This is a genomic window from Mycobacterium sp. NPDC050441 (assembly GCF_040655355.1).
In the GTDB taxonomy this organism is placed as follows: Bacteria; Actinomycetota; Actinomycetes; order Mycobacteriales; family Mycobacteriaceae; genus Mycobacterium.
Genome location: NZ_JBFAJS010000003.1, coordinates 674498 through 692604, shown reverse-complemented (window position 1 = coordinate 692604; position 18107 = coordinate 674498). Strand labels below are relative to the sequence as shown.

The window sequence follows — 18107 nt, the reverse complement described above, 5'->3', positions numbered from 1 at the left end:
CGGTCATGACTGAGAAGACACCTATCAGCCTCATCGATGTGTCGACGTACCTGCCCGGTGACCCGATCAGTGCGGACTACTACGCCGGGTTCGCCGAAACCGACGAGCTGGCCGAGAATGTGATGTTCCGGGCGCCGCGGTTCCGTCATCACGTCGGGCCCGACGAAACGGCGATCGACATGGTCGAGCGGGCCGCCGCCGGGTTGATCGAGCGGCACGGTGCCGACGTCATCACCGGTGCCGATGTGTTGATCACCCACACCCAAATGCCCGACATGCCGTTCTACGGTGGCGGTGGCGGCATGGCGCACCGGCTGGGCATGAAGCCCAACTGGGTGATCGACCTGCACAACGGCGGCTGTGCCGCGTTCGTGCTGGCGCTCAAAGTGGCCCGCACTCTGTTGAGTTCGGGGGAGGGCCGGACCGCGGTGATCGCGATCGCCCAGAACTCGGCAGGCCAGGTGTTCGATCAGAAGACCATCCGGCGCAAGGCGCAGGCGGCGGTTCCCGGCGACGGGGCCGCGGTCGGGCTGGTGACGCTGTCCGACCAGTCACCGATCCTCGACATCGAATGCCGCACCTACGGGGAGTACGCCGGGGATATGACAGTCGTCATGGACCCGCCGCGCAAATGGTGGCAGGCCGGCCCGGGGGAGGCCAGCATCGGCTTCACCGAGAGCAAGATCACCAAGGTGCTGGCCCGGGGCAACCGGCAGGTTCCCGAGGTGTCCTATTCCGTTTGCGACCGAATCGGCGTGCAGCCCAAGGACATCGATCTGTTCGTGACCAATCAGCCCAACCGCGTGTTTCTGCGCAACTGGCGCGAGGCCCTGGAGTTGCCGCCCGAACGCCACGTCGACACGTTTGAAGAATGTGGAAACCTGTTCGCCGCAGGCATACCCGTCAACTTCGACCGGGCCGTCACCGACGGGCGGGTGAAGGCCGGCGACACCGTGCTGATGGCCGCCTTCGCCCACGCCGGTGACTTCGCCGGGGCCGCCGCAGTGCGGTGGGGCGGCCGCGACGACTCGAGGAACGTCTGATGGTGGCTCCCCGCACGGCCCTGAGCGACGCTGTCGGCGCGCTGCCCCAGGCGGTCAACCCGTTGGCACTGTCGCTCAATGAATGCCCTTTTCCACCATTGCCCGCAGTGCGTTCGGCATTGCGGGCGTGCGATGAGGCCGCCAACCGGTATCCGGAATTCCTGCCGCAGCGGTTGCGTTCGCTGATCGCCGATCACGACGGGATAGCCGAGCAACAGGTGATCGTCGGTGCCGGTGCGACCGGGGTCATCATGCAGGTGCTGCATGCGGTGACCAGTCCCGGCGACACCATGGTGATGGCGACGCCCACCTTCGACGGCTATCCGATCTTTGCGCAGATGGCGCGGTTGCGGACGGTCACCGTTCCGCTCGACGAACACGGCCGGCACAACCTCGACGCGATGGCCGAGGCCGCGAGCCAGGCCAGGGTGGTGGCGGTCTGCCGGCCGCACAACCCGACGGGCACCATCGAACCGGCCGCCGAGATCGAGCGATTCCTGACCCGGTTACCTGCGGACACCGTCGTCCTGCTGGACGAGGCGTACGTGGAGTTCCTGGCCGCCGAGCAACGCATCGACGGGCCGAGCCTGGTCGCCCGGTTCGGCAATGTCGTGGTGGTGCGCACGTTTTCGAAGGCCTACGGTCTGGCCGGGCTGCGGATCGGCTACGGGTTCTGCGCGCCCGATCTCGCTCGCGAGCTGTGGCGGATGCAGTTGCCGTTCGGGATCGGGCTCAGCGCCCGGGTGGCGGTCGCGGCTTCCTATTCCGCGGAAAACCAACTGCGCCAGCGTATCCGGATGATCGCCGCGGAACGGCGCTATCTGCAGATGCGGTTGCGCGCGCTCGGCGTCTACAGCACCGACGGGCAGGCCAACTTCCTGTTCCTGCCGGGCCGGCCCACGCCGTGGCCGGAGGTGTTCGACGGCACCGGACTGCAATTGCGTCACTACAACGACGGCGGAGTGCGGATCACCGTCGGATCGCGGCAATCCACCCGGGCCGTGCTGAGCGCGGTGACCGCCGCCGGTTGAGGCTCGGCCGGCTGAACCCGGTGCACGCATCGCTGCCCGGCGCCGCGGGGCGATGCGGTAAGAAGAGGCGTGACCTCGCCACCAGACAAGCGTGACCCGATTGCGCAGGCCCGGGCGAACTGGGAGGCCGCAGGGTGGGGTGAGGTGGCCGGCGGCATGGTCGCGGTGACGTCGGTGATGCGGGCCCACCAGATCCTGCTGGCCCGGGTGGAGACCGCGCTGCGGCCATACGATCTGAGCTTCTCGCGGTTCGAACTGCTGCGCCTGCTGGCCTTCAGCCGTGCCGGTGCACTGCCGATCACCAAGGCTTCGGATCGCCTTCAGGTACACGTCACCAGCGTCACGCACGCGATCCGGCGTCTGGAAGCCAACGGCCTGGTGGAACGCGTCCCGCACCCCACCGATGGGCGCACCACGCTGGTACGCATCACCGAACTCGGGCGGTCCACGGTCGAGGACGCCACGGTGACCTTGAACGAGCAGGTTTTCGCCGACGTCGGGATGTCGGAGGAGCAGTCACGCGCGCTGGTCGCGTCGATCGAGACCCTGCGCCGACACTCCGGTGATTTCTGAGGCCGGTTTCTGGTCCACCCGCCCGACCCCCACTACCGTTGAACGCAGTTGAGGGGAGTGCGGATGAACGCCAAGCGGGTGGGTGCGGCGCTCGGCGCCGTCGCTGTCGTGTTGATGGCAGCGTGCAGTACCACGACCACCGGGGTGGCCACCGCCACCGATGACGTCACGCCGTTCACGGCGACATCCAAGGCGCCCAAGCGAACTCCCACAAAGAGCCCCAAACCGACCACCGGGTCACCGCGCGGTTCGGCGGGATTGCCGCCGGAAGCGTTCGCCGAGGTCCGCGCCGCGGGCATCCAGGGTTCCGACAATGCCATCGGGGATCAGCTGATGATGGCCTGCATCATGGCCGGCGGCAGCTTCAACAAGACCAAGCAGGATGTCGTCAACGTGCTGGTCCAGATGGGCAGCAAGCTCCCACCCGACGCGCTCGTGACGATCGTGAATGTGGCCCTCAAGTACGAGTGCCCCGAACTCGCCGGGAAGCTCGGCGGCTAGTCCGCGAATTGCAGGCTGAGGAACTCGGGGGCCTTGATCACCCGGCGCAGCATGAAGCGGATGAACGCGGGCATGTCCGTGGCGTGGTCGTCGCGGTACACCTCGGGTGCGGTCAGCCGGTACGTACGACGCCGCGCCTCCAGTTCGCACCCGCCGGCGGCCAGGACATTGCGCACCCAGTCGGCCTGTGAACCGTAGGTCAGGGCGATGACGTAGCCGTGCTGTCGTCGGAACGCCCACAGCGGCGTGCGGAAGGTGCGGCCGGACTTACGTCCACGGTGGATGACGACCGCCCACCCCGGGGCCCACGGGGCGATGAACCGGGTGAGCTTGTTCAAGCCGACCTTGTTGGCGTGTGCGACCCATCGCGGTGCGGGCATCAGATAACTCCTCATTTGTGGAATTAATGACTCCGAGCGTAATCCTGGCCCTGGTAAGAAGTCAACGACTGTAGAATTTCGGAACTATGCCGCCACGTGGACGACGACCGGGACACCCCGGGACCCGCGACGAGCTGGTGGCCACCGCCCGGCGGATGTTCGCCGAAGGTGGCTACGACAAGACCTCACTGCGCGACATCGCGACGGCAGCGCGGGTGGACCCGGCCCTGATCCGGCACTACTTCGGCAGTAAGGCCGACCTGTTCCGGGCCACCGTCGGCTGGCCGTTCGACCCCGAACAATTCAGCGGACGGATCCTCGACGACGGACCCGCCGGCCTGGCCGAACGCCTGACCGAGGCCTTCTTCGAGCTCTGGGAGCATCCCGACACCCGCGCGCCCCTGTTGGCGATCCTGCGCGGCGCGGCCACCCACGAGGAATCGGCGGCCCTGGTCCGTCAGTTCATCGAGCAACGGCTCTACCCGCAGATCGCCACGGCCCTGCCCGGTGCCGACGCCGAACTACGGGTGGACCTGGCCATGGGGCAACTGCTGGGTATCGCCTATCTACGCCACATCCTGCGGATCGAGCCGATCGCATCGCAATCGACCGAGGAGCTGATCGCCCGCGCGGTGCCCGCGGTTCGGGCACATCTCCAGGACGGGTGAGGGCTCGATCTCCTACGTGATCGCGGAAGGCAGCGGGATGGATGCCGTCACCGTGGTGCCGGCGCCCGGCCTCGACCGGATGTGCAGCCGGCCGCCGACGATCTCGGCCCGTTCGGCCATCGACAACAACCCGTAGCCGCCCATCTCGTCACTGCCCAACGGATGCTCGAAGGTGTCGAATCCCTTTCCGTCATCGACGATTTCGAGCCGGGCGACACCGTCGTCGACCGAGAAGGTGAGCCGGGCCCGCTCCGCCTCGGCGTGTTTGACCACGTTCTGCAGGCATTCCTGCGCGATGCGGTACAGCGCCAGCTCGATATGGTCGGGCACCCGGGTCTCGGCCAGGTCGACGTCGATCGGGATCCGTGGGATCGAGCGGGCCAGGCTGGCCAGCCCGCCCGACAGGCCGAGATCGTCGAGCACCGGCGGGCGCAACCCGCTGATCGCGGCCCTGGCCTCCTGCAGCGTCAGCGCGACCAGTTCGCGTGCGGCCACCAGCTGTTCGGCCACCGCCTCCGGGTCGACCGCGCGGGCCGCGGCGTCGAGCCGGTACGACAGCGTCACCAACCGCTGGGAGATGCCGTCGTGAATGTCGCCGGCCAACCGGCGCCGCTCGATCTCCTGTGCCTGGATCACCTGCTCGACGAAATTCTCGTGCGCCCGCTCGCGCGCCACCAGCTGGCGGTGCAGGCGGGCCTGGTGCAACGCCCCGGCGATGAGCCGGCCGATCACCAACAGCAACTCCACGTCACGCGGTGTGAACTCACGGCGGTCGACGGTATGCACGTTGAGCACCCCGACCAGCCCGCCCGGCCCGGTCTCCATCGGGACCGACACCATCGAGGTGAAGTCACGCCCGCGCAGAGACTCGAAGGGCATGTAGCGGGGATCGGATTCCTTGTTGTGGCTGATCACCACGGGCTGACGGTGGCTGGCCACCCAACCCGAGATGCCCTGCCCGAGCGGGAGCCGGATCTTGCCGATCTCGGCGTCGAAAGGTGGCGTGGCCCCGGCCAGCGTCAGGGCACGCTCAGAATCGTCGAGCACGTGCACGAAGCACACGTCGGTGGCGGTCGATGCCGTGATCATCCGGGCCGCCGCAGCGGCCAACGGCTCCACTCCCGGGCCACTCGACGCGGCACGGATGAGCTCGCGCAGCAGCGCCAGCTCCCCCTCGGCGGTCAGCTCGATGGGGCCCGGTTCGGAGGTCAAGTCGCGTCCCGGCTTCTCTGGCTTGGCACTCACTGGTAGATGCCTTCCCGCAGTGCGGTGGCCACCGCGCCCGCCCGGTCGCTGACCCCGAGCTTGCGGTAGATGGAACGCAGGTGGGTCTTCACGGTTTCCTCGCCGATCACCAGCTTGTTGGCGACCCCGCGGTTGGACAGACCCGCGACCACGAAGGACAAGATCTCGCTCTCGCGTTGGGTCAGGCCCTGCCGGACACCGGGCCAGAACTCGTCGCGTTGCAGGCGGGCCGCGGTACCGGCCGCCCGTGCCGCCATCCCGGGATCGATCGCCGTCTGGCCGCTGTGGGCGAATTCGAGCTGACGTACCAGCTCGTCGCTGCTGATGCTCTTGAGCAGATACCCGGACGCACCCACCCGCAGCGCCTGGAACAGGTACTGCTCATCGTCGTAGACCGACAACATGACCACCTTGCGGTTCGGATCGCGTTCGCGCAGCACCCGGCACAGATCCAGCCCGCTGGAGCCCTCCATGCGCACGTCGCACAGCACGATGTCGGGGTCCAATGTCTCGATGACGCTCAGCGCCCGCTCGGCGCCGACGGCCTGGCCGACCACCTCGACCCGGTCGTTGAACGCAGCAAGCATGGCCTTGAGACCCTCGATGACCATCTCGTGGTCGTCGACCAGCACAAGGCGCACTGGATTGGAGGGCGCCATGGCATCACCCTAAGGGTGGTACCGGCGTCGGTAGATGAACTTGACCGGCCCAATCCCCCATACGGGGGACGCGCGACATCTGTGACGTGGGCCACTCTCATGGGGTGTCGTCAACACAAGAGAAGTCATGGCGGGCCGGGCGGTTCTGGTGGGACTGTTCGCAGCCTGAAACGAGCGCCCATCCGCTGCGTGCGGTGATCCTGGACCTCGATGCGCTGTCGGATCTCGATGTCGACGGGCATCGCGTCGTCTTCAACGCCGCCTTCGCCGCGCACGGTCTGCCCATCGAATGGGGCGTTGCGCGCTATCAGCAGCTGCTCGCGCTGCCCGACGAGCATCAGCGGGTCACCGCGGAGCTGCGCAAGCGGTGCGTCGGGCCCGACTGCGATGTGCTCACCGAAGTGCTCGCCGATGAGATCTGCATGACCAAGGACATGATGTTCGACGAGATGATCCTCGACGCCGGCCTGACGCCGCGGCCGGGCCTGGAGGATCTCATGAACGACGCGTTCCTGGCCGGGTTGCCGGTCGGGGTGGTCGCGGCCGGCCGTCGGCGCTGGGCCGAACCCCTGGTGCGCCAACTGGTCGGGGAAGGCCTGGTGGAGACCGTCGTCACCACCGATGACGTGAGCGCACCCGGCGCCGAGCTGTACCGGCACGCCTTGGCCGAACTGGGCGTGGCAGGCCACGACGCATTGGCCATGGTGGGCTCGGCAATGGGCCTGCGCGCCGCCAACACAGCCGGGATGGCCGGAGTGTTGATCGATCCCGACGCCGGTGTGGTTTCACCCGGTGCGGTCGCGGTGCGGCCCGACTTCGCCGGCGCCGATGCACTGCGTCTGCCGGCATGCCAGCGCCTGCACACTCAGTGGTGGGCGCAGCGCAGCCCGTCGGCCGCGTAGGTCAGGTGGTCATGCCGCGTTTGTGACACCGCGGCGGGCCGCGTTTGTAGCCAGGCGGCGGGCCGCGTTTGTAGCCAGGTGGCGGCGAAACTCGAATTTCTCCGCCACCACGTTACGAACGTGAGGGTGTCGGTGGGCGCGGGCACACTTCTCCCGCATGGTGGAGCCGTTCATCGGCAGTGAGGCCGTTGCGGCCGGCAGGTTGACACGCCACGATCTGCGCGCCCGGTTCGTCGCGGTACACAAGGACATCTATGTCCCGCGTGGAACCCGACCCACCGCCGTGCTGCGCGCCAAAGCCTGTTGGCTGCGGTCACGGCGGCGGGGCGTGCTGGCCGGATACTCCGCGGCGGCGCTGCACGGGGCCCGCTGGATCGATCCGGCGTTACCCGCCAACATCCTCAACATCAACCGGCGACCGGCCCCGGGCATCGTTACGTGGGCTGACGTGGTCGACGACGACGAAATCTGTCAGATCGGCGAAGTCCGGCTGACCACCCCGGCCCGTACCGCAGTGGATCTGGCCCGCCGACTGCCTGAGGACACCGCGGTGGCGGCAATCGATGCACTGGCCCGCGCCGCACGCCTGAAAGTCGCCGACATCGAACTTGCCGCGCAACGGCACGCTGGCCGCAAGGGCATGAAACAGGCGCGGGCGAGCGTCGCCCTGGTCGATCCCGGAGCCGAGTCGCCGCGGGAAACCTGGTTGCGACTGCTGGTTGTCCGCGCGGGCTATCCGCCACCACAGACACAGCACCCGGTATCCAACGAGTACGGCGTGTTGATCGGGCACGTCGACATTGCCTGGCCTGAGCTGAAGATCGCGATGGAGTACGAAGGGCAGCACCACACCGATCCCGATGTCCTCCGAAACGACATCGCCCGTATCGACGAAATGATCGAAATGGGCTGGACCATCATTCGGGTCACCTGTCGCGACGGGGAGGCCAACGTTCTCGGCAGGCTCGCCAAGGCGTGGGCTTCACGTTTGTAACCGGGTGGCGGTGAAACTCGACTTTGCCCGCCACCACGTTACGAACGTGAGGACGAATCAGCTGCGCAGCGTCTCGATGACCGCGCTGAAATCCTTGTCGGCGTGGTCGGCAGCGAATTTGGCATAGATCTCGGCCGCATGGCTGCCCAGCGGGGCCGATGACCCGGTGGACTCCACCGCGGCCATCGCCAGGCCGAGGTCCTTGTTCATCAGCGCCGTGGCGAATCCCGGCTTGAAATCGTTGTTGGCCGGGGAGGTCGGAACCGGCCCGGGCACCGGGCAATTCGTGTGAACGGCCCAGCAGTTGCCGGTCGCGCCGGTGATCACGTCGAACAGTGCCTGCTTGTCCAGGCCGAGATGCTCGGCCAGCACGAACGCCTCACCGACGGCGATCTGTTGCACGGCCAGCACCATGTTGTTGCACACCTTGGCGGCCTGGCCGGCGCCGGTGGCGCCGCAGTGAATGATCTTGCCCGCCATGGGTTCCAGCACGGCACGGCCACGCTCGACCGCGTCATCCTCGCCGCCGACCATGAAGGCCAACGTGCCGGCCACCGCGCCCTTGACCCCGCCCGACACCGGGGCGTCGAGCTGGGCGAAGCCGTGCCCGAGCGCGACCTTGTGCACCTCACGGGCGTCGTCGACCGAGATCGTCGAGCTGTCGATGAACAGGGCTCCCTCGGCGGCCGCGGGCAGCACCTCGGCGTAGCAGCTCTTCACCAACGCGCCGTTGGGCAGCATGGTGATCACCACGTCCGCGCCGGTGACCGCCTCGGCGCCGGTATCGAACACGTTGACGGCGTTGGCCTTTGCCGCCTCCTGCGCAGCGGGCACCGGGTCGAAGCCACGCACGGTGTGCCCGGCCGTGACCAGGTTGGCGGCCATCGGCCCGCCCATGTGGCCCAGCCCCAAGAACGCGATCGTGCTCACGTACGTCTCCTATGCAGAGTTGCGGGCGCGCGACGATTCGGAACGTCCGATCACCACGCGCATGATTTCGTTGGTTCCCTCAAGGATGCGGTGCACCCGCAGATCCCGGACGATTTTCTCCAGACCGTACTCGCGCAGATAGCCGTAGCCGCCGTGCAACTGCAGCGCCTGATCGGCCACCTCGTAGCAGGTGTCGGTGATATACCGCTTGGCCATCGCGCACAACATCACCTTGTCGGGGTGGTCGGCATCCAGCGCAGACGCCGCCCGCCACAACATGTTTCGGGAGGTCTCCAGGCCCGTGGCCATGTCGGCGAGAGTGAACCGGATGGTCGGCTCATCGAGCAGGGCGCCGCCGAACGCTTTGCGGTCGGCCAGGTAGCTCAGCGTCTTGTCGTAGGCGGCCTGCGCGCCACCCAACGAGCAGGCGGCGATATTGATCCGCCCGCCGTTCAGACCGTTCATCGCGATCCCGAACCCGGTGCCCTCGGTGCCACCGAGCAGGGCCTCGGCCGGAACCCGAACCCCCTCGAAGACCACCTGGGCGGTGGGCTGGGCGTTCCAGCCCATCTTCTGCTCCTGCGCACCGAAACTCAGCCCAGGTGCATCCTTTTCGACGACGAACGCGGAAATTCCTCGGTGGCCCGGCTCGCCTTCTTGGGACCCGGTCCGGGCCATCACCACATACACATCGGAGCTGCCCGCCCCGGAGATGAATTGCTTGACCCCGTCGAGCACGTAATCACTACCGTCCCGAACGGCTCTGGTCCGCAGCGCCGCCGCGTCCGAACCGGCACCCGGTTCGGTAAGGCAGTAGCTGGCGATGGCGTCCATCGAGGCCAGCCTGGGCACCCAGGCCTTGCGCTGCTCCTCGGTGCCGAAGCTGTCCACCATCCACGCACACATGTTGTGGATGGACAGGAACGCCGCCAGGGTGGGGTCGGCGGCCGCGAGCTGCTCGAAGATGCGCACCGCATCCAGGCGGCGCAGCCCGCTGCCACCGGCGTCCTCGCCGCAGTAGATGGCGCCCATGCCGAGTTCGGCCGCCTCACGCAACACGTCGGTGGGGAAGTGATGGGACTCATCCCATTCCAACGCGTATGGCGCGATGCGCTTTTCGGCGAACGCGGCCGCCGTGTCGGTGATGACACGGTCGTCCTCGCTCAGGCTGTACGGGTCGTTCAGATTCACCGGTTGCTACTTCATCGTGGGGATGACGAACTCGGCGCCATCCTTGATGCCTGACGGCCAGCGCTCGGTGACGGTCTTGGTCTTGGTGTAGAACAGGATCGAATGCGGCCCGTGCTGGTTGAGATCGCCGAAACCGGAACGCTTCCAGCCGCCGAAGGTGTGGTAGGCCACCGGAACCGGGATCGGCACGTTGACGCCGACCATGCCGACTTGCACGCGCGAGACGAAGTCGCGCGCGGCATCGCCGTCGCGGGTGAAGATCGCCACGCCGTTGCCGTACTCGTGCTCCGAGGGAAGCTTCAACGCCTCCTCGTAGTCGTGGGCACGGACGATGCACAGCACCGGACCGAAGATCTCGTCGGTGTAGATCGACATGTCGGTGGTGACGTTGTCGAACAGGGTGGGGCCGATGAAGTAGCCGCTCTCGAGGCTCGCGTCGCCGAAAGTCAGCTCGTTGCTTGCCCGTTCGCGACCGTCGACCACGAGTTCGGCTCCGGCCTCGACGCCCTGCCCGATGTAGTCGCGCACCCGCTCCAGGGCCGCGCCCGTCACCAGAGGCCCGTAATCGGCCTTGGGATCGAGGCTGTGTCCGACCCGCAGCTGATTGATCCGCTCGACGAGCCGGTTGCGGAGGCGATCCGCAGTGTCCTTACCGACCGGGACCGCGACGCTGATGGCCATGCAACGCTCGCCCGCGCTGCCGTAGCCGGCGCCGATCAACGCGTCGACGGCCTGGTCCAGGTCGGCGTCGGGCATCACGATCATGTGGTTCTTGGCGCCGCCGAAGCACTGCGCGCGCTTACCGTGCGCGGCTGCGCCCGAGTAGATGTACTGCGCGATATCGGAGCTGCCGACGAAGCCGACGGCCTTGATCTCGGGGTGCGCGAGGATCGCGTCGACGGCTTCCTTGTCGCCCTGCACCACCTGGAACACGCCGGCGGGCAGACCGGCCTCGATGAACAGCTCGGCCAGCCGCAGCGGAACCGAGGGGTCACGCTCGGAAGGTTTGAGCACGAACGCATTTCCGCACGCCAGCGCGGGGCCCGCCTTCCACAGCGGGATCATTGCCGGGAAGTTGAACGGGGTGATGCCCGCGACCACGCCCAGTGGCTGGCGGATCGAGTACACGTCGATGCCGGTGCCTGCGCCCTCGGTGTACTCGCCCTTGAGCAGGTGGGGGATGCCGACCGAGAACTCGATGACCTCCAGGCCGCGCTGGATGTCACCCAAGGAGTCGGGGACGGTCTTGCCGTGCTCGATGGAGAGGAGTTCGGCCAGTTCGTCTGCGTTCTGGTTCACCAGTTCGATGAACTTCATCAGCACCCGGGCGCGGCGCTGCGGGTTGTAGGCGGCCCATTCCTTCTGGGCCTCGGCGGCACCGGCGACGGCGGCGTCGACATCGGCGGCTGACGCCAGGACCACCTGCGCCTGCACCTCGCCGGTGCTGGGATTGAGCACATCGGCGGTACGGGTCGACCCGGCGGTGGTGCGCTGGCCGTTGATGAAGTGGGGAATCTGTGTAGTCATGGCGTTCCGTCCAGGATTGTGCGCAGTGGTGGCAACTCGGGGCTTACCCGAGATACTTGCATATCCTAGTAATTGGTCGGAGCCTTTGGCAAGGGGTTCGGTGGTGGCGTTTTTTTCGATGAGCCTTTTCTTTACGGCACCGTATCGTTAATGTATTCGGCATGACCGCTACCGATCCGGAAGTCGTCGTGGTGGGAGCCGGGCCGACCGGCCTGACCTTGGCCTGTTCACTACGCCTGCACGGCCTTTCGGTGCGCGTACTCGACCGCGCGCCAGGGCCGGCGACGACGTCACGCGCCAACTTCCTGCACGCCCGAGGCTCGGAAGTGCTGGGCCGGATCGGTGCACTGGGGCGCCTGCCGGATGAGTCGTTGCGGGCCATGCGCATCACGAACTACCTGGGTGACCGGCCGGTGATGACGCTGGAATTCGGTGATCCCGGCATGCGGACGGCCGCGCCGCCCATGGTGGTGTCGCAAGCCAAGGTCGAAGCCGCGCTGCGGGATCGGCTGGCGCAACTCGGGGTGGAGCCGGAATGGGCCGGGCGGTCGTCGGCGTGCGCCAGGAGGGCGACACTGTGGTGGCCGAACTCGGAGATGGTGAGGAGATCCGCGCGCAATGGATCGTTGGATGTGACGGCACCTCCAGCGTGACCAGGCAACAGGCGGGCATCGCGTTCCCCGGCGTCAAGCTTTCCGAGCGCTTCCTGCTGGCCGATGTGCACCTGGACTGGGATGTGGACCGCGGCGGCACGAGTGGCTGGATCCACCCCGACGGAATCCTCGGCGCGATGCCGATGCCGGATTCCAGTGGACGTGACGATCTGTGGCGCTTGTTCGTCTACGACCCCACCCCGGGCCGGAAGCCAAGCGACAGCGAGATCCGCGAACGCATCAGGTACGTCGTGCCGCTGCGGACCGGGCGCAGCGTCACCGTCGGTGACGCCGAGTGGCTGTCGATGTTCACCGTGCACCGTCGGTTGGCGGACAAATACCGCAACGGACGCATACTCATCGCCGGTGACGCCTCGCACGCCCACGCCCCGTTCGGCGGGCAGGGCATGTTGACCGGTATCGGCGACGCCGAGAACCTGGCCTTCAAAATCGCCCTGGTGATGCGAAAGCTGGCGTCCGACAAGCTGATCGACACGTATGAAGCCGAGCGCAGGCCTCTGGCGACCGACGTGCTCCGCGGCACCAGCACGGTGACGCGGGTCAACGTGGCCAGTAATCCCGTCGGCCGCTTTCTGCGCGACCACGTGGCGACACGGCTCTTCGGTCTGCCGTTCGTTCAGCGATGGACGACGTACACCGCCTCACAGCTGTGGGTGAGCTATCGCAAAGGTCCACTCGGTGGGCGTGGCGGTAAGCCGCGGCCAGGAGATCGGATTGCCGACCGGCACTGCACACATCCGGACGGCACCGCCACGCGGCTGCACAGTGAGCTCGGCGGGCGGTGGGTGTTGCTGCTTCCCGACGGTGCACCCGTCGGCATCGAATCTGTAAGGCGGCTCGGCGATTTCGTCGTGGCCCTTGGTCATGACGGACCGGAAGTCATGTTGATCCGGCCCGACGCCCACCTCGCGTGGCGGGGGAGACCCGGCGACATCGAGGGCCTCGACCGTTGGCTGGCCGCAGCTCTGGGCTCGGGAGTCGTTCGATGACTACCCCGGCGGGCCGGGGCCGGCCACGCGACCTGGGAGCTGATCGCGCAATCTTGCAGGCCGCGTTGGATCTGTTCATCGAGCGCGGGGTCGAAGGTTCCAGCATCGAGCAGATCGCCAAGCGCGCCGGCGTCGGCAAGCCGACCATTTATCGGCGGTGGTCGGCGAAGGAGGATCTGATCGCCGCGGCCATGGAGACGTTGATCGCCGAGGAGGTCGGCTGGGCTTCACCGGAGGCGATCGACCTCGCGTCGCCGTACGAGCTCGTGGAAGCGGCGATCGAGAGTGCGGCCGTCACCACTACCACACCGCACTATCGCGCGCTGGTGGCACGAATCTATGGATCAGCGGTCAGCCATCCAGCGTTGATGGGACTGTACTGGGATCGCTACATCCTGCCCCGCCGGAAGCTCGCCGCCCGACTACTCGAGCGCGCGCAGGAGTGCGGAACTGTCGCTGCCGACGCCGATTTCGACGTGGCCATCGACATGATGGTCGGTGCGATCATCTACCGCGTGCTGCAACCCGACCCTCCCGACACAGACGAGATGCGGCGGTATCTGCGGGCGGTCTACCGTCAGGTCGGTTTGCTTCCCTGACCCTTCTGCTGCTGCCAGCGATCCAGCAGGGTGGGGATCTCGGCCATCAGAAACGCGTAGAAGTCGCGCATCTGAGTCAGTCGGTGGTGAGCCGGGCTGTTGCGGTCGGTGGCCGTTATCCCGGCGTCGGCGGCGGCTTGCATGGCCGCGATCGTCTCGTTCTGGCTGGTGAACAGAACCGCCCACGCGTCGTCACGTAACCGGAAGTGATCGCGCCGGCTGGCCGGGGCGGGAACCCGCTCGGCCAGTCCCACCGACGTCAGCATCTTGAGCGAACCCGAAATCGACCCGGCGCTGGCCTGCAGAGTGTCGGCCAACTCGGCCATCGTGACGCTGGGTTGTTCGGTGAACAGCAGGGTGGCGAGCACGCGTGCGGGCATCCGCTGCATGCCGTGACTGCTGAGTACCAAGGCCAGCTGCTCGGCCCCATGCTGTAGGTCGGTTGACTTCGGCACCGCGAATCCTCCTTGCCAAGAACAGCCTTCAATAATTTCTGAAAGTTTAGTACAGTCGTGAACACTCTGGAAAGCCTGGAGCGCAAATGCTTACTCTCCTGCATGAAGGGCACTGATGCGTACTACCGATGTCATCGACGTCCGAGGACTGACGTTCACCTATCCCAAGGCCACTGAACCGGCCGTGCGCGGGATGGATTTCAGCGTCGCGCCCGGGGAGATCTTCGGTTTCCTCGGGCCCAGCGGTGCTGGGAAATCCACCACGCAGAAACTGCTCATCGGACTGCTGCGCGGGCACGGCGGCCAGGCCACGGTGTGGGGCCGCGACCCCGTGGACTGGGGGCCGGACTACTACCAGCGCGTCGGCGTGTCCTTCGAACTTCCCAACCACTATCACAAGCTCACCGGCCTGGAGAACCTCCGATTTTTCGGCGCCCTGTACGACGGCCCGACGGCCGACCCGATGGAGCTACTGGAGGCGGTTGGTCTGGGTGACGCCGCCAACACCCGAGTTGCCAATTACTCCAAGGGAATGCAGATGCGGCTGACGTTCGCACGGTCGCTGATCAACAACCCTGAGCTGTTGTTCCTCGACGAGCCCACCTCGGGGCTCGATCCCGTCACCGCCCGCAAGGTCAAGGACATCATCCTCGATCTGAAGGCGCGGGGCCGCACGATCTTCCTCACGACTCACGACATGTCCACCGCCGACGAACTGTGCGACCGGGTGGCCTTCGTTGTCGACGGCGCTATCGTCGCGCTGGATACCCCGGCTGAACTGAAAATCGCCCGCAGTCAACGCCGCGTCCGGTTGCAGTACCGCACCCTCGGCGGGCTCGCCACCGCCGAGTGCGGGATGGACGGTCTGGCCGACGATCCGGAATTCCATGCGATTCTGCGCAATCACCACGTCGAGACGATCCACAGTCGCGAAGCCAGTCTCAACGACGTCTTCGTCGAGGTCACCGGGCGGCGGCTGTCATGACCCGGTTGCTCATCGCGGTCCGGTTGGAACTGGCCATCGCCACCCGGCAGAAGTTCCTTCACGCGGGTGTGTTCTCCGGTCTCATCTGGTTGGCGGTGCTGCTGCCGATGCCGCGTGACCTGCGCCCGGTCGCCGAACCGTACGTGCTCGTCGGTGACATCGCGATCATCGGGTTCTTCTTCATCGGCGGCTCGGTGTTCTTCGAGAAGCAGGAGCGCACGCTCGGCGCCATCATCTCCACCCCGTTGCGGTTCTGGGAGTACCTGACAGCCAAACTCTGTGTGTTGTTGGCTATTTCGTTGTTCGTGGCGATCGTGATATCAACCATCGCCGACGGTTTCACCTATCATCCGGTGCCGCTGATTCTCGGGGTTCTGCTCGGCACACTGCTGATGCTGCTGGTCGGGTTCATCACGTCGCTACCGTTCGCCTCGGTGACCGACTGGTTTCTGGCCGCCACCATCCCGCTCGCGGTCATGCTGGTGCCGCCGTTGATCTACTACTCGGGGCTCTGGCCGAACCCGGTGTTGTACGTCGTGCCCACCCAGGGTCCGCTGCTGCTCTTGGGTGTGGCGTTCGACCAGGTGGCACTGACGAACTGGCAGCTGCTCTATTCGGTGCTCTATCCCGTGCTGTCGCTGGTCGTTCTGTGGCGGGCCGCCGAAATGCTGTTCGGACGTTACGTCGTCGAAAGGTCGGGTGTGCTGTGACTGCAATACTGAGTTCCGGCACGGGCCGGGCCCTGGCGGCATTCGGCCGCAACGATATTCGTGGCACCTACCGTGACCCGCTGCTGGTGATGGTGGTGTTCGCACCGGTGATCTGGACCAGCGGCGTGGCTCTTATGACGCCCAAGGTCACCGAGATGCTTGCGCGGCGTTACGACTTCGACCTCGTGCCGTATTACCCACTGGTGCTCACCGCGTTTCTTCTGTTGACCAGCATCATCATCGCAGGGGGACTGGGCGCGTTCCTGATGCTCGACGAGGTCGATGCCGGCACCATGGCGGCACTGCGCGTGACGCCGGTCCCGATGTCGACCTTCTTCGGCTATCGCGCGGGCACGGTCATGGTGGTCACCACGGTCTATGTGATCGCGACACTGTCGTTCAGTGGCATCCTGGAACCGGGGTTGACGGGGGCACTCATCCCGATCGGGCTGGTCGCCGGACTGTCGGCTGTGGTGACGCTGCTACTCATTGTCACCCTGGCGAGCAACAAGATTCAGGGCATCGCGATGCTGCGCGCATTGGGCATGCTGATTGCGGGGCTGCCGTGCCTGCCCTGGTTCATCGACTCGCCGTGGAACCTGGCCTTCGGTGTGCTGCCGCCGTATTGGGCGGCCAAGGCGTTCTGGGTCGCCAGCGCGCACGGCACCTGGTGGCCGTATCTGGTTGGCGGAGTGGCATACAACCTCGCGATCGCCTGGCCGTTGTTCCGTCGCTTCGTCGCCAGGTCTGCGCTGTAGGCGGCGGTCGGTCAAGAATTCGAACCTCGCACAGAACTCGAATGTTTCACAGCGAATTCTCAGCTACGGTCGCCCGGCCAGCGGTTGCTGGCGCCTCGTAGAAGAGAAGGAGAACGAGTGAGACTCGCTCTACGGCCCTATTTGACCGCCGGCGTCGCCCTGGTTGGCGCCGGTGTCATCGCGATCACCCCGGTGGCTGCGCCGCCGCCCGAAATCCAGACCCATGCGGTGCAACTCAGCGCCACCGCCATCGACAATCCCATCGAGGTGTTCAGCCCGGTCTTCGAGCGGGTGGACACCCTTGTTCAGCAGGCCATTCAGGCGCAGATCGACAACCCGTTCCCGATTGTCAACGGGCTGATCGCGAAGGGGTTGGCGGACGGTCAACACCTGGGCGCGATCGCGGCCGTGGTCGGTGAGCAGGTTGTCAGTGTGGCAGCCAATTTTCCGGTCGCCATGGGCAAAGCGGCCCAAAGGGCTGCCGGGGGTGACTTCACCGGCGCGGTCGGCGAGTTCACCCCCGTCTTCACGGGGCCGTTCTTCCAGGTGCTCGCGCAGTGGCCGCTTGTCCCGGCCTATGTGCGGGAACAGTTCGTCCTCGCGGGCCAATTGGCGAGCGAGGTCATGGGGGTGACTTGGTCAGTCACCATGGGGCAGGCATTGAGACTGTTCACCGTGGTGAACGCCGTAGCGGGAGCCCTCGATGAGCTCGCAGTCGCGATTCCTGCAGGCGATCCCGGTCGGGCGGTCAACGCTGTCCAGCACGGCGTCGCCAATGTCGCCGACGCAGCGCTCTCCATTGCCGGCGGGATAAGGGTGCACATCGACCGCAGCCGAGTCAGGGTCCGTAACATCCTCAACCCGCCACCGCCCGCGCCCGCGGCGCCGGCCATCGAAACGCCGGCCGCGACGGACACCGACGCAACCCCGGTATCGGCGGTTGACGCGCCAGAGTCCAGGGTGGCCACGACGGAACCGGCGGGCGAGACGGCCAAGGAAACCGTGAAACCCCTTGTCCGGCATAGTCTTGTCGCGGTTCCGGGCAAGAGCGGGATCGACCGGGCCGGGTCTGATCGGTCTGCCAAGGTGGCTTCCGATGTGAGAGACAAGATCTCGTCGACCGTCAAGAAGGTCGATGAGGGGATCAAGAAGGCGTTCGCCAAGCCTGAGAAGAAGGCGACGTCGGGATCTCACGGCAGCGGCACCGGTTCGTCCGGCGCGGCGGGGGACGCCGACTAAACCGGCGATCAGACGTGCGGGTACCTCAAGTGTTCACTGCGCGGGTACCTGCGC

The 18107-nt window shown here is 66.5% G+C and carries 19 protein-coding genes and 1 pseudogene; 13 read left to right on the top strand and 7 right to left on the bottom strand.

Going from position 1 to position 18107, the window contains the following annotated elements:
* Positions 1-5 precede the first annotated feature (5 nt).
* From AB0I14_RS12425 to AB0I14_RS12410, 4 genes are all read left to right on the top strand, one after another.
* Complete coding sequence (locus AB0I14_RS12425) at positions 6-1043, top strand: 3-oxoacyl-ACP synthase III family protein (RefSeq protein WP_358020939.1); 1038 nt, start codon at positions 6-8, stop codon at positions 1041-1043.
* The gene (locus AB0I14_RS12420) at positions 1043-2074 is read left to right on the top strand and encodes an aminotransferase class I/II-fold pyridoxal phosphate-dependent enzyme (RefSeq protein WP_358020936.1); all 1032 of its coding nucleotides are present in this window, start codon (positions 1043-1045) and stop codon (positions 2072-2074) included. The genes AB0I14_RS12425 and AB0I14_RS12420 overlap by 1 nt, the downstream gene beginning before the upstream one ends.
* A gap of 69 nt (positions 2075-2143) precedes the next feature.
* Positions 2144-2647 (top strand): MarR family transcriptional regulator, encoded by a 504-nt coding sequence (locus AB0I14_RS12415; protein WP_358020933.1) that lies wholly within the window; start codon positions 2144-2146, stop codon positions 2645-2647.
* Between the two features lie 63 nt (positions 2648-2710).
* Positions 2711-3148 carry a hypothetical protein gene (locus tag AB0I14_RS12410; RefSeq protein ID WP_358020930.1) on the top strand — a complete coding sequence of 146 codons (438 nt, stop codon included), beginning with the start codon at positions 2711-2713 and terminating at the stop codon, positions 3146-3148.
* On the opposite strand, the gene AB0I14_RS12405 is transcribed toward AB0I14_RS12410, so the two are convergent.
* Complete coding sequence (locus AB0I14_RS12405) at positions 3145-3528, bottom strand: nitroreductase family deazaflavin-dependent oxidoreductase (protein WP_358020927.1); 384 nt, start codon at positions 3526-3528, stop codon at positions 3145-3147. The two genes, AB0I14_RS12410 and AB0I14_RS12405, sit on opposite strands and share 4 nt — an antisense overlap.
* An 86-nt stretch (positions 3529-3614) precedes the next feature.
* On the opposite strand from AB0I14_RS12405, the gene AB0I14_RS12400 reads away from it, so the two are divergent.
* Positions 3615-4196 carry a TetR family transcriptional regulator gene (locus tag AB0I14_RS12400; RefSeq protein WP_358020924.1) on the top strand — a complete coding sequence of 194 codons (582 nt, stop codon included), beginning with the start codon at positions 3615-3617 and terminating at the stop codon, positions 4194-4196.
* A 12-nt stretch (positions 4197-4208) separates the two neighbouring features.
* Here the strand turns inward: AB0I14_RS12400 and AB0I14_RS12395 are convergent, their stop codons facing one another.
* Both AB0I14_RS12395 and AB0I14_RS12390 read right to left on the bottom strand, forming a co-directional pair.
* On the bottom strand, positions 4209-5387 hold the full coding sequence (locus AB0I14_RS12395; RefSeq protein ID WP_358021301.1) for a GAF domain-containing sensor histidine kinase: 1179 nt from the start codon (positions 5385-5387) through the stop codon (positions 4209-4211).
* 50 nt (positions 5388-5437) lie between these two features.
* A complete protein-coding gene (locus tag AB0I14_RS12390; RefSeq protein WP_358020921.1) occupies positions 5438-6100 on the bottom strand; it encodes a response regulator transcription factor in 663 nt (220 codons plus the stop codon).
* A 104-nt stretch (positions 6101-6204) separates the two neighbouring features.
* Between AB0I14_RS12390 and AB0I14_RS12385 the strand changes: the two genes are divergently transcribed.
* Positions 6205-7002, top strand: a complete 798-nt coding sequence (locus tag AB0I14_RS12385) for an HAD family hydrolase (RefSeq protein ID WP_358020918.1) — start codon at positions 6205-6207, stop codon at positions 7000-7002.
* Between the two features lie 157 nt (positions 7003-7159).
* Positions 7160-7996: a hypothetical protein gene (locus AB0I14_RS12380; protein WP_358020915.1), complete on the top strand. Its 837-nt coding sequence runs from the start codon at positions 7160-7162 to the stop codon at positions 7994-7996.
* A gap of 57 nt (positions 7997-8053) precedes the next feature.
* On the opposite strand, the gene mmsB is transcribed toward AB0I14_RS12380, so the two are convergent.
* Genes mmsB through AB0I14_RS12365 form a run of 3 tightly spaced genes read right to left on the bottom strand, consistent with a single transcriptional unit; the run spans position 8054 to position 11644 of the window.
* On the bottom strand, positions 8054-8926 hold the full coding sequence (gene mmsB / locus AB0I14_RS12375) for a 3-hydroxyisobutyrate dehydrogenase (RefSeq protein ID WP_358020912.1): 873 nt from the start codon (positions 8924-8926) through the stop codon (positions 8054-8056).
* A gap of 9 nt (positions 8927-8935) precedes the next feature.
* On the bottom strand, positions 8936-10117 hold the full coding sequence (locus tag AB0I14_RS12370; protein ID WP_358020909.1) for an acyl-CoA dehydrogenase family protein: 1182 nt from the start codon (positions 10115-10117) through the stop codon (positions 8936-8938).
* A 6-nt stretch (positions 10118-10123) separates the two neighbouring features.
* The gene (locus AB0I14_RS12365; protein WP_358020907.1) at positions 10124-11644 is read right to left on the bottom strand and encodes a CoA-acylating methylmalonate-semialdehyde dehydrogenase; all 1521 of its coding nucleotides are present in this window, start codon (positions 11642-11644) and stop codon (positions 10124-10126) included.
* Positions 11645-11805: 161 nt separating this feature from the next.
* Here AB0I14_RS12365 and AB0I14_RS12360 point away from each other — a divergent pair.
* A pseudogene (locus AB0I14_RS12360) lies at positions 11806-13307 on the top strand (FAD-dependent oxidoreductase).
* A complete protein-coding gene (locus AB0I14_RS12355) occupies positions 13304-13906 on the top strand; it encodes a TetR/AcrR family transcriptional regulator (RefSeq protein ID WP_358020905.1) in 603 nt (200 codons plus the stop codon). The pseudogene AB0I14_RS12360 and the gene AB0I14_RS12355 overlap by 4 nt, the downstream one beginning before the upstream one ends.
* Here AB0I14_RS12355 and AB0I14_RS12350 read toward each other — a convergent pair.
* Positions 13885-14295 carry a MarR family transcriptional regulator gene (locus tag AB0I14_RS12350; RefSeq protein WP_358021298.1) on the bottom strand — a complete coding sequence of 137 codons (411 nt, stop codon included), beginning with the start codon at positions 14293-14295 and terminating at the stop codon, positions 13885-13887. The genes AB0I14_RS12355 and AB0I14_RS12350 overlap by 22 nt on opposite strands.
* A 181-nt stretch (positions 14296-14476) precedes the next feature.
* On the opposite strand from AB0I14_RS12350, the gene AB0I14_RS12345 reads away from it, so the two are divergent.
* The 4 genes from AB0I14_RS12345 (at position 14477) to AB0I14_RS12330 (ending at position 18053) form a co-directional block, all read left to right on the top strand.
* Positions 14477-15346: an ABC transporter ATP-binding protein gene (locus AB0I14_RS12345; protein ID WP_358020903.1), complete on the top strand. Its 870-nt coding sequence runs from the start codon at positions 14477-14479 to the stop codon at positions 15344-15346.
* A complete protein-coding gene (locus tag AB0I14_RS12340; protein ID WP_358020900.1) occupies positions 15343-16056 on the top strand; it encodes a fluoroquinolone transporter permease in 714 nt (237 codons plus the stop codon). Before AB0I14_RS12345 ends, AB0I14_RS12340 begins: the two co-directional genes overlap by 4 nt.
* On the top strand, positions 16053-16814 hold the full coding sequence (locus AB0I14_RS12335; protein ID WP_358020897.1) for an ABC transporter permease: 762 nt from the start codon (positions 16053-16055) through the stop codon (positions 16812-16814). Before AB0I14_RS12340 ends, AB0I14_RS12335 begins: the two co-directional genes overlap by 4 nt.
* Positions 16815-16931: 117 nt before the next feature.
* Positions 16932-18053 carry a hypothetical protein gene (locus tag AB0I14_RS12330; RefSeq protein WP_358020894.1) on the top strand — a complete coding sequence of 374 codons (1122 nt, stop codon included), beginning with the start codon at positions 16932-16934 and terminating at the stop codon, positions 18051-18053.
* The last annotated feature ends 54 nt before the right edge of the window (positions 18054-18107 follow it).

Coding starts and splice junctions, on each gene's coding strand:
- AB0I14_RS12380 (WP_358020915.1), top strand. CDS start 7,160: ATGGTGGAGCCGTTCATCGGCAGTGAGGCCGTTGCGGCCGGCAGGTTG.
- AB0I14_RS12355 (WP_358020905.1), top strand. CDS start 13,304: ATGACTACCCCGGCGGGCCGGGGCCGGCCACGCGACCTGGGAGCTGAT.
- AB0I14_RS12410 (WP_358020930.1), top strand. CDS start 2,711: ATGAACGCCAAGCGGGTGGGTGCGGCGCTCGGCGCCGTCGCTGTCGTG.
- AB0I14_RS12365 (WP_358020907.1), bottom strand. CDS start 11,644: ATGACTACACAGATTCCCCACTTCATCAACGGCCAGCGCACCACCGCC.
- AB0I14_RS12420 (WP_358020936.1), top strand. CDS start 1,043: ATGGTGGCTCCCCGCACGGCCCTGAGCGACGCTGTCGGCGCGCTGCCC.
- AB0I14_RS12400 (WP_358020924.1), top strand. CDS start 3,615: ATGCCGCCACGTGGACGACGACCGGGACACCCCGGGACCCGCGACGAG.
- AB0I14_RS12350 (WP_358021298.1), bottom strand. CDS start 14,295: ATGCAGCGGATGCCCGCACGCGTGCTCGCCACCCTGCTGTTCACCGAA.
- AB0I14_RS12405 (WP_358020927.1), bottom strand. CDS start 3,528: ATGCCCGCACCGCGATGGGTCGCACACGCCAACAAGGTCGGCTTGAAC.
- AB0I14_RS12390 (WP_358020921.1), bottom strand. CDS start 6,100: ATGGCGCCCTCCAATCCAGTGCGCCTTGTGCTGGTCGACGACCACGAG.
- AB0I14_RS12345 (WP_358020903.1), top strand. CDS start 14,477: ATGCGTACTACCGATGTCATCGACGTCCGAGGACTGACGTTCACCTAT.
- AB0I14_RS12340 (WP_358020900.1), top strand. CDS start 15,343: ATGACCCGGTTGCTCATCGCGGTCCGGTTGGAACTGGCCATCGCCACC.
- AB0I14_RS12425 (WP_358020939.1), top strand. CDS start 6: ATGACTGAGAAGACACCTATCAGCCTCATCGATGTGTCGACGTACCTG.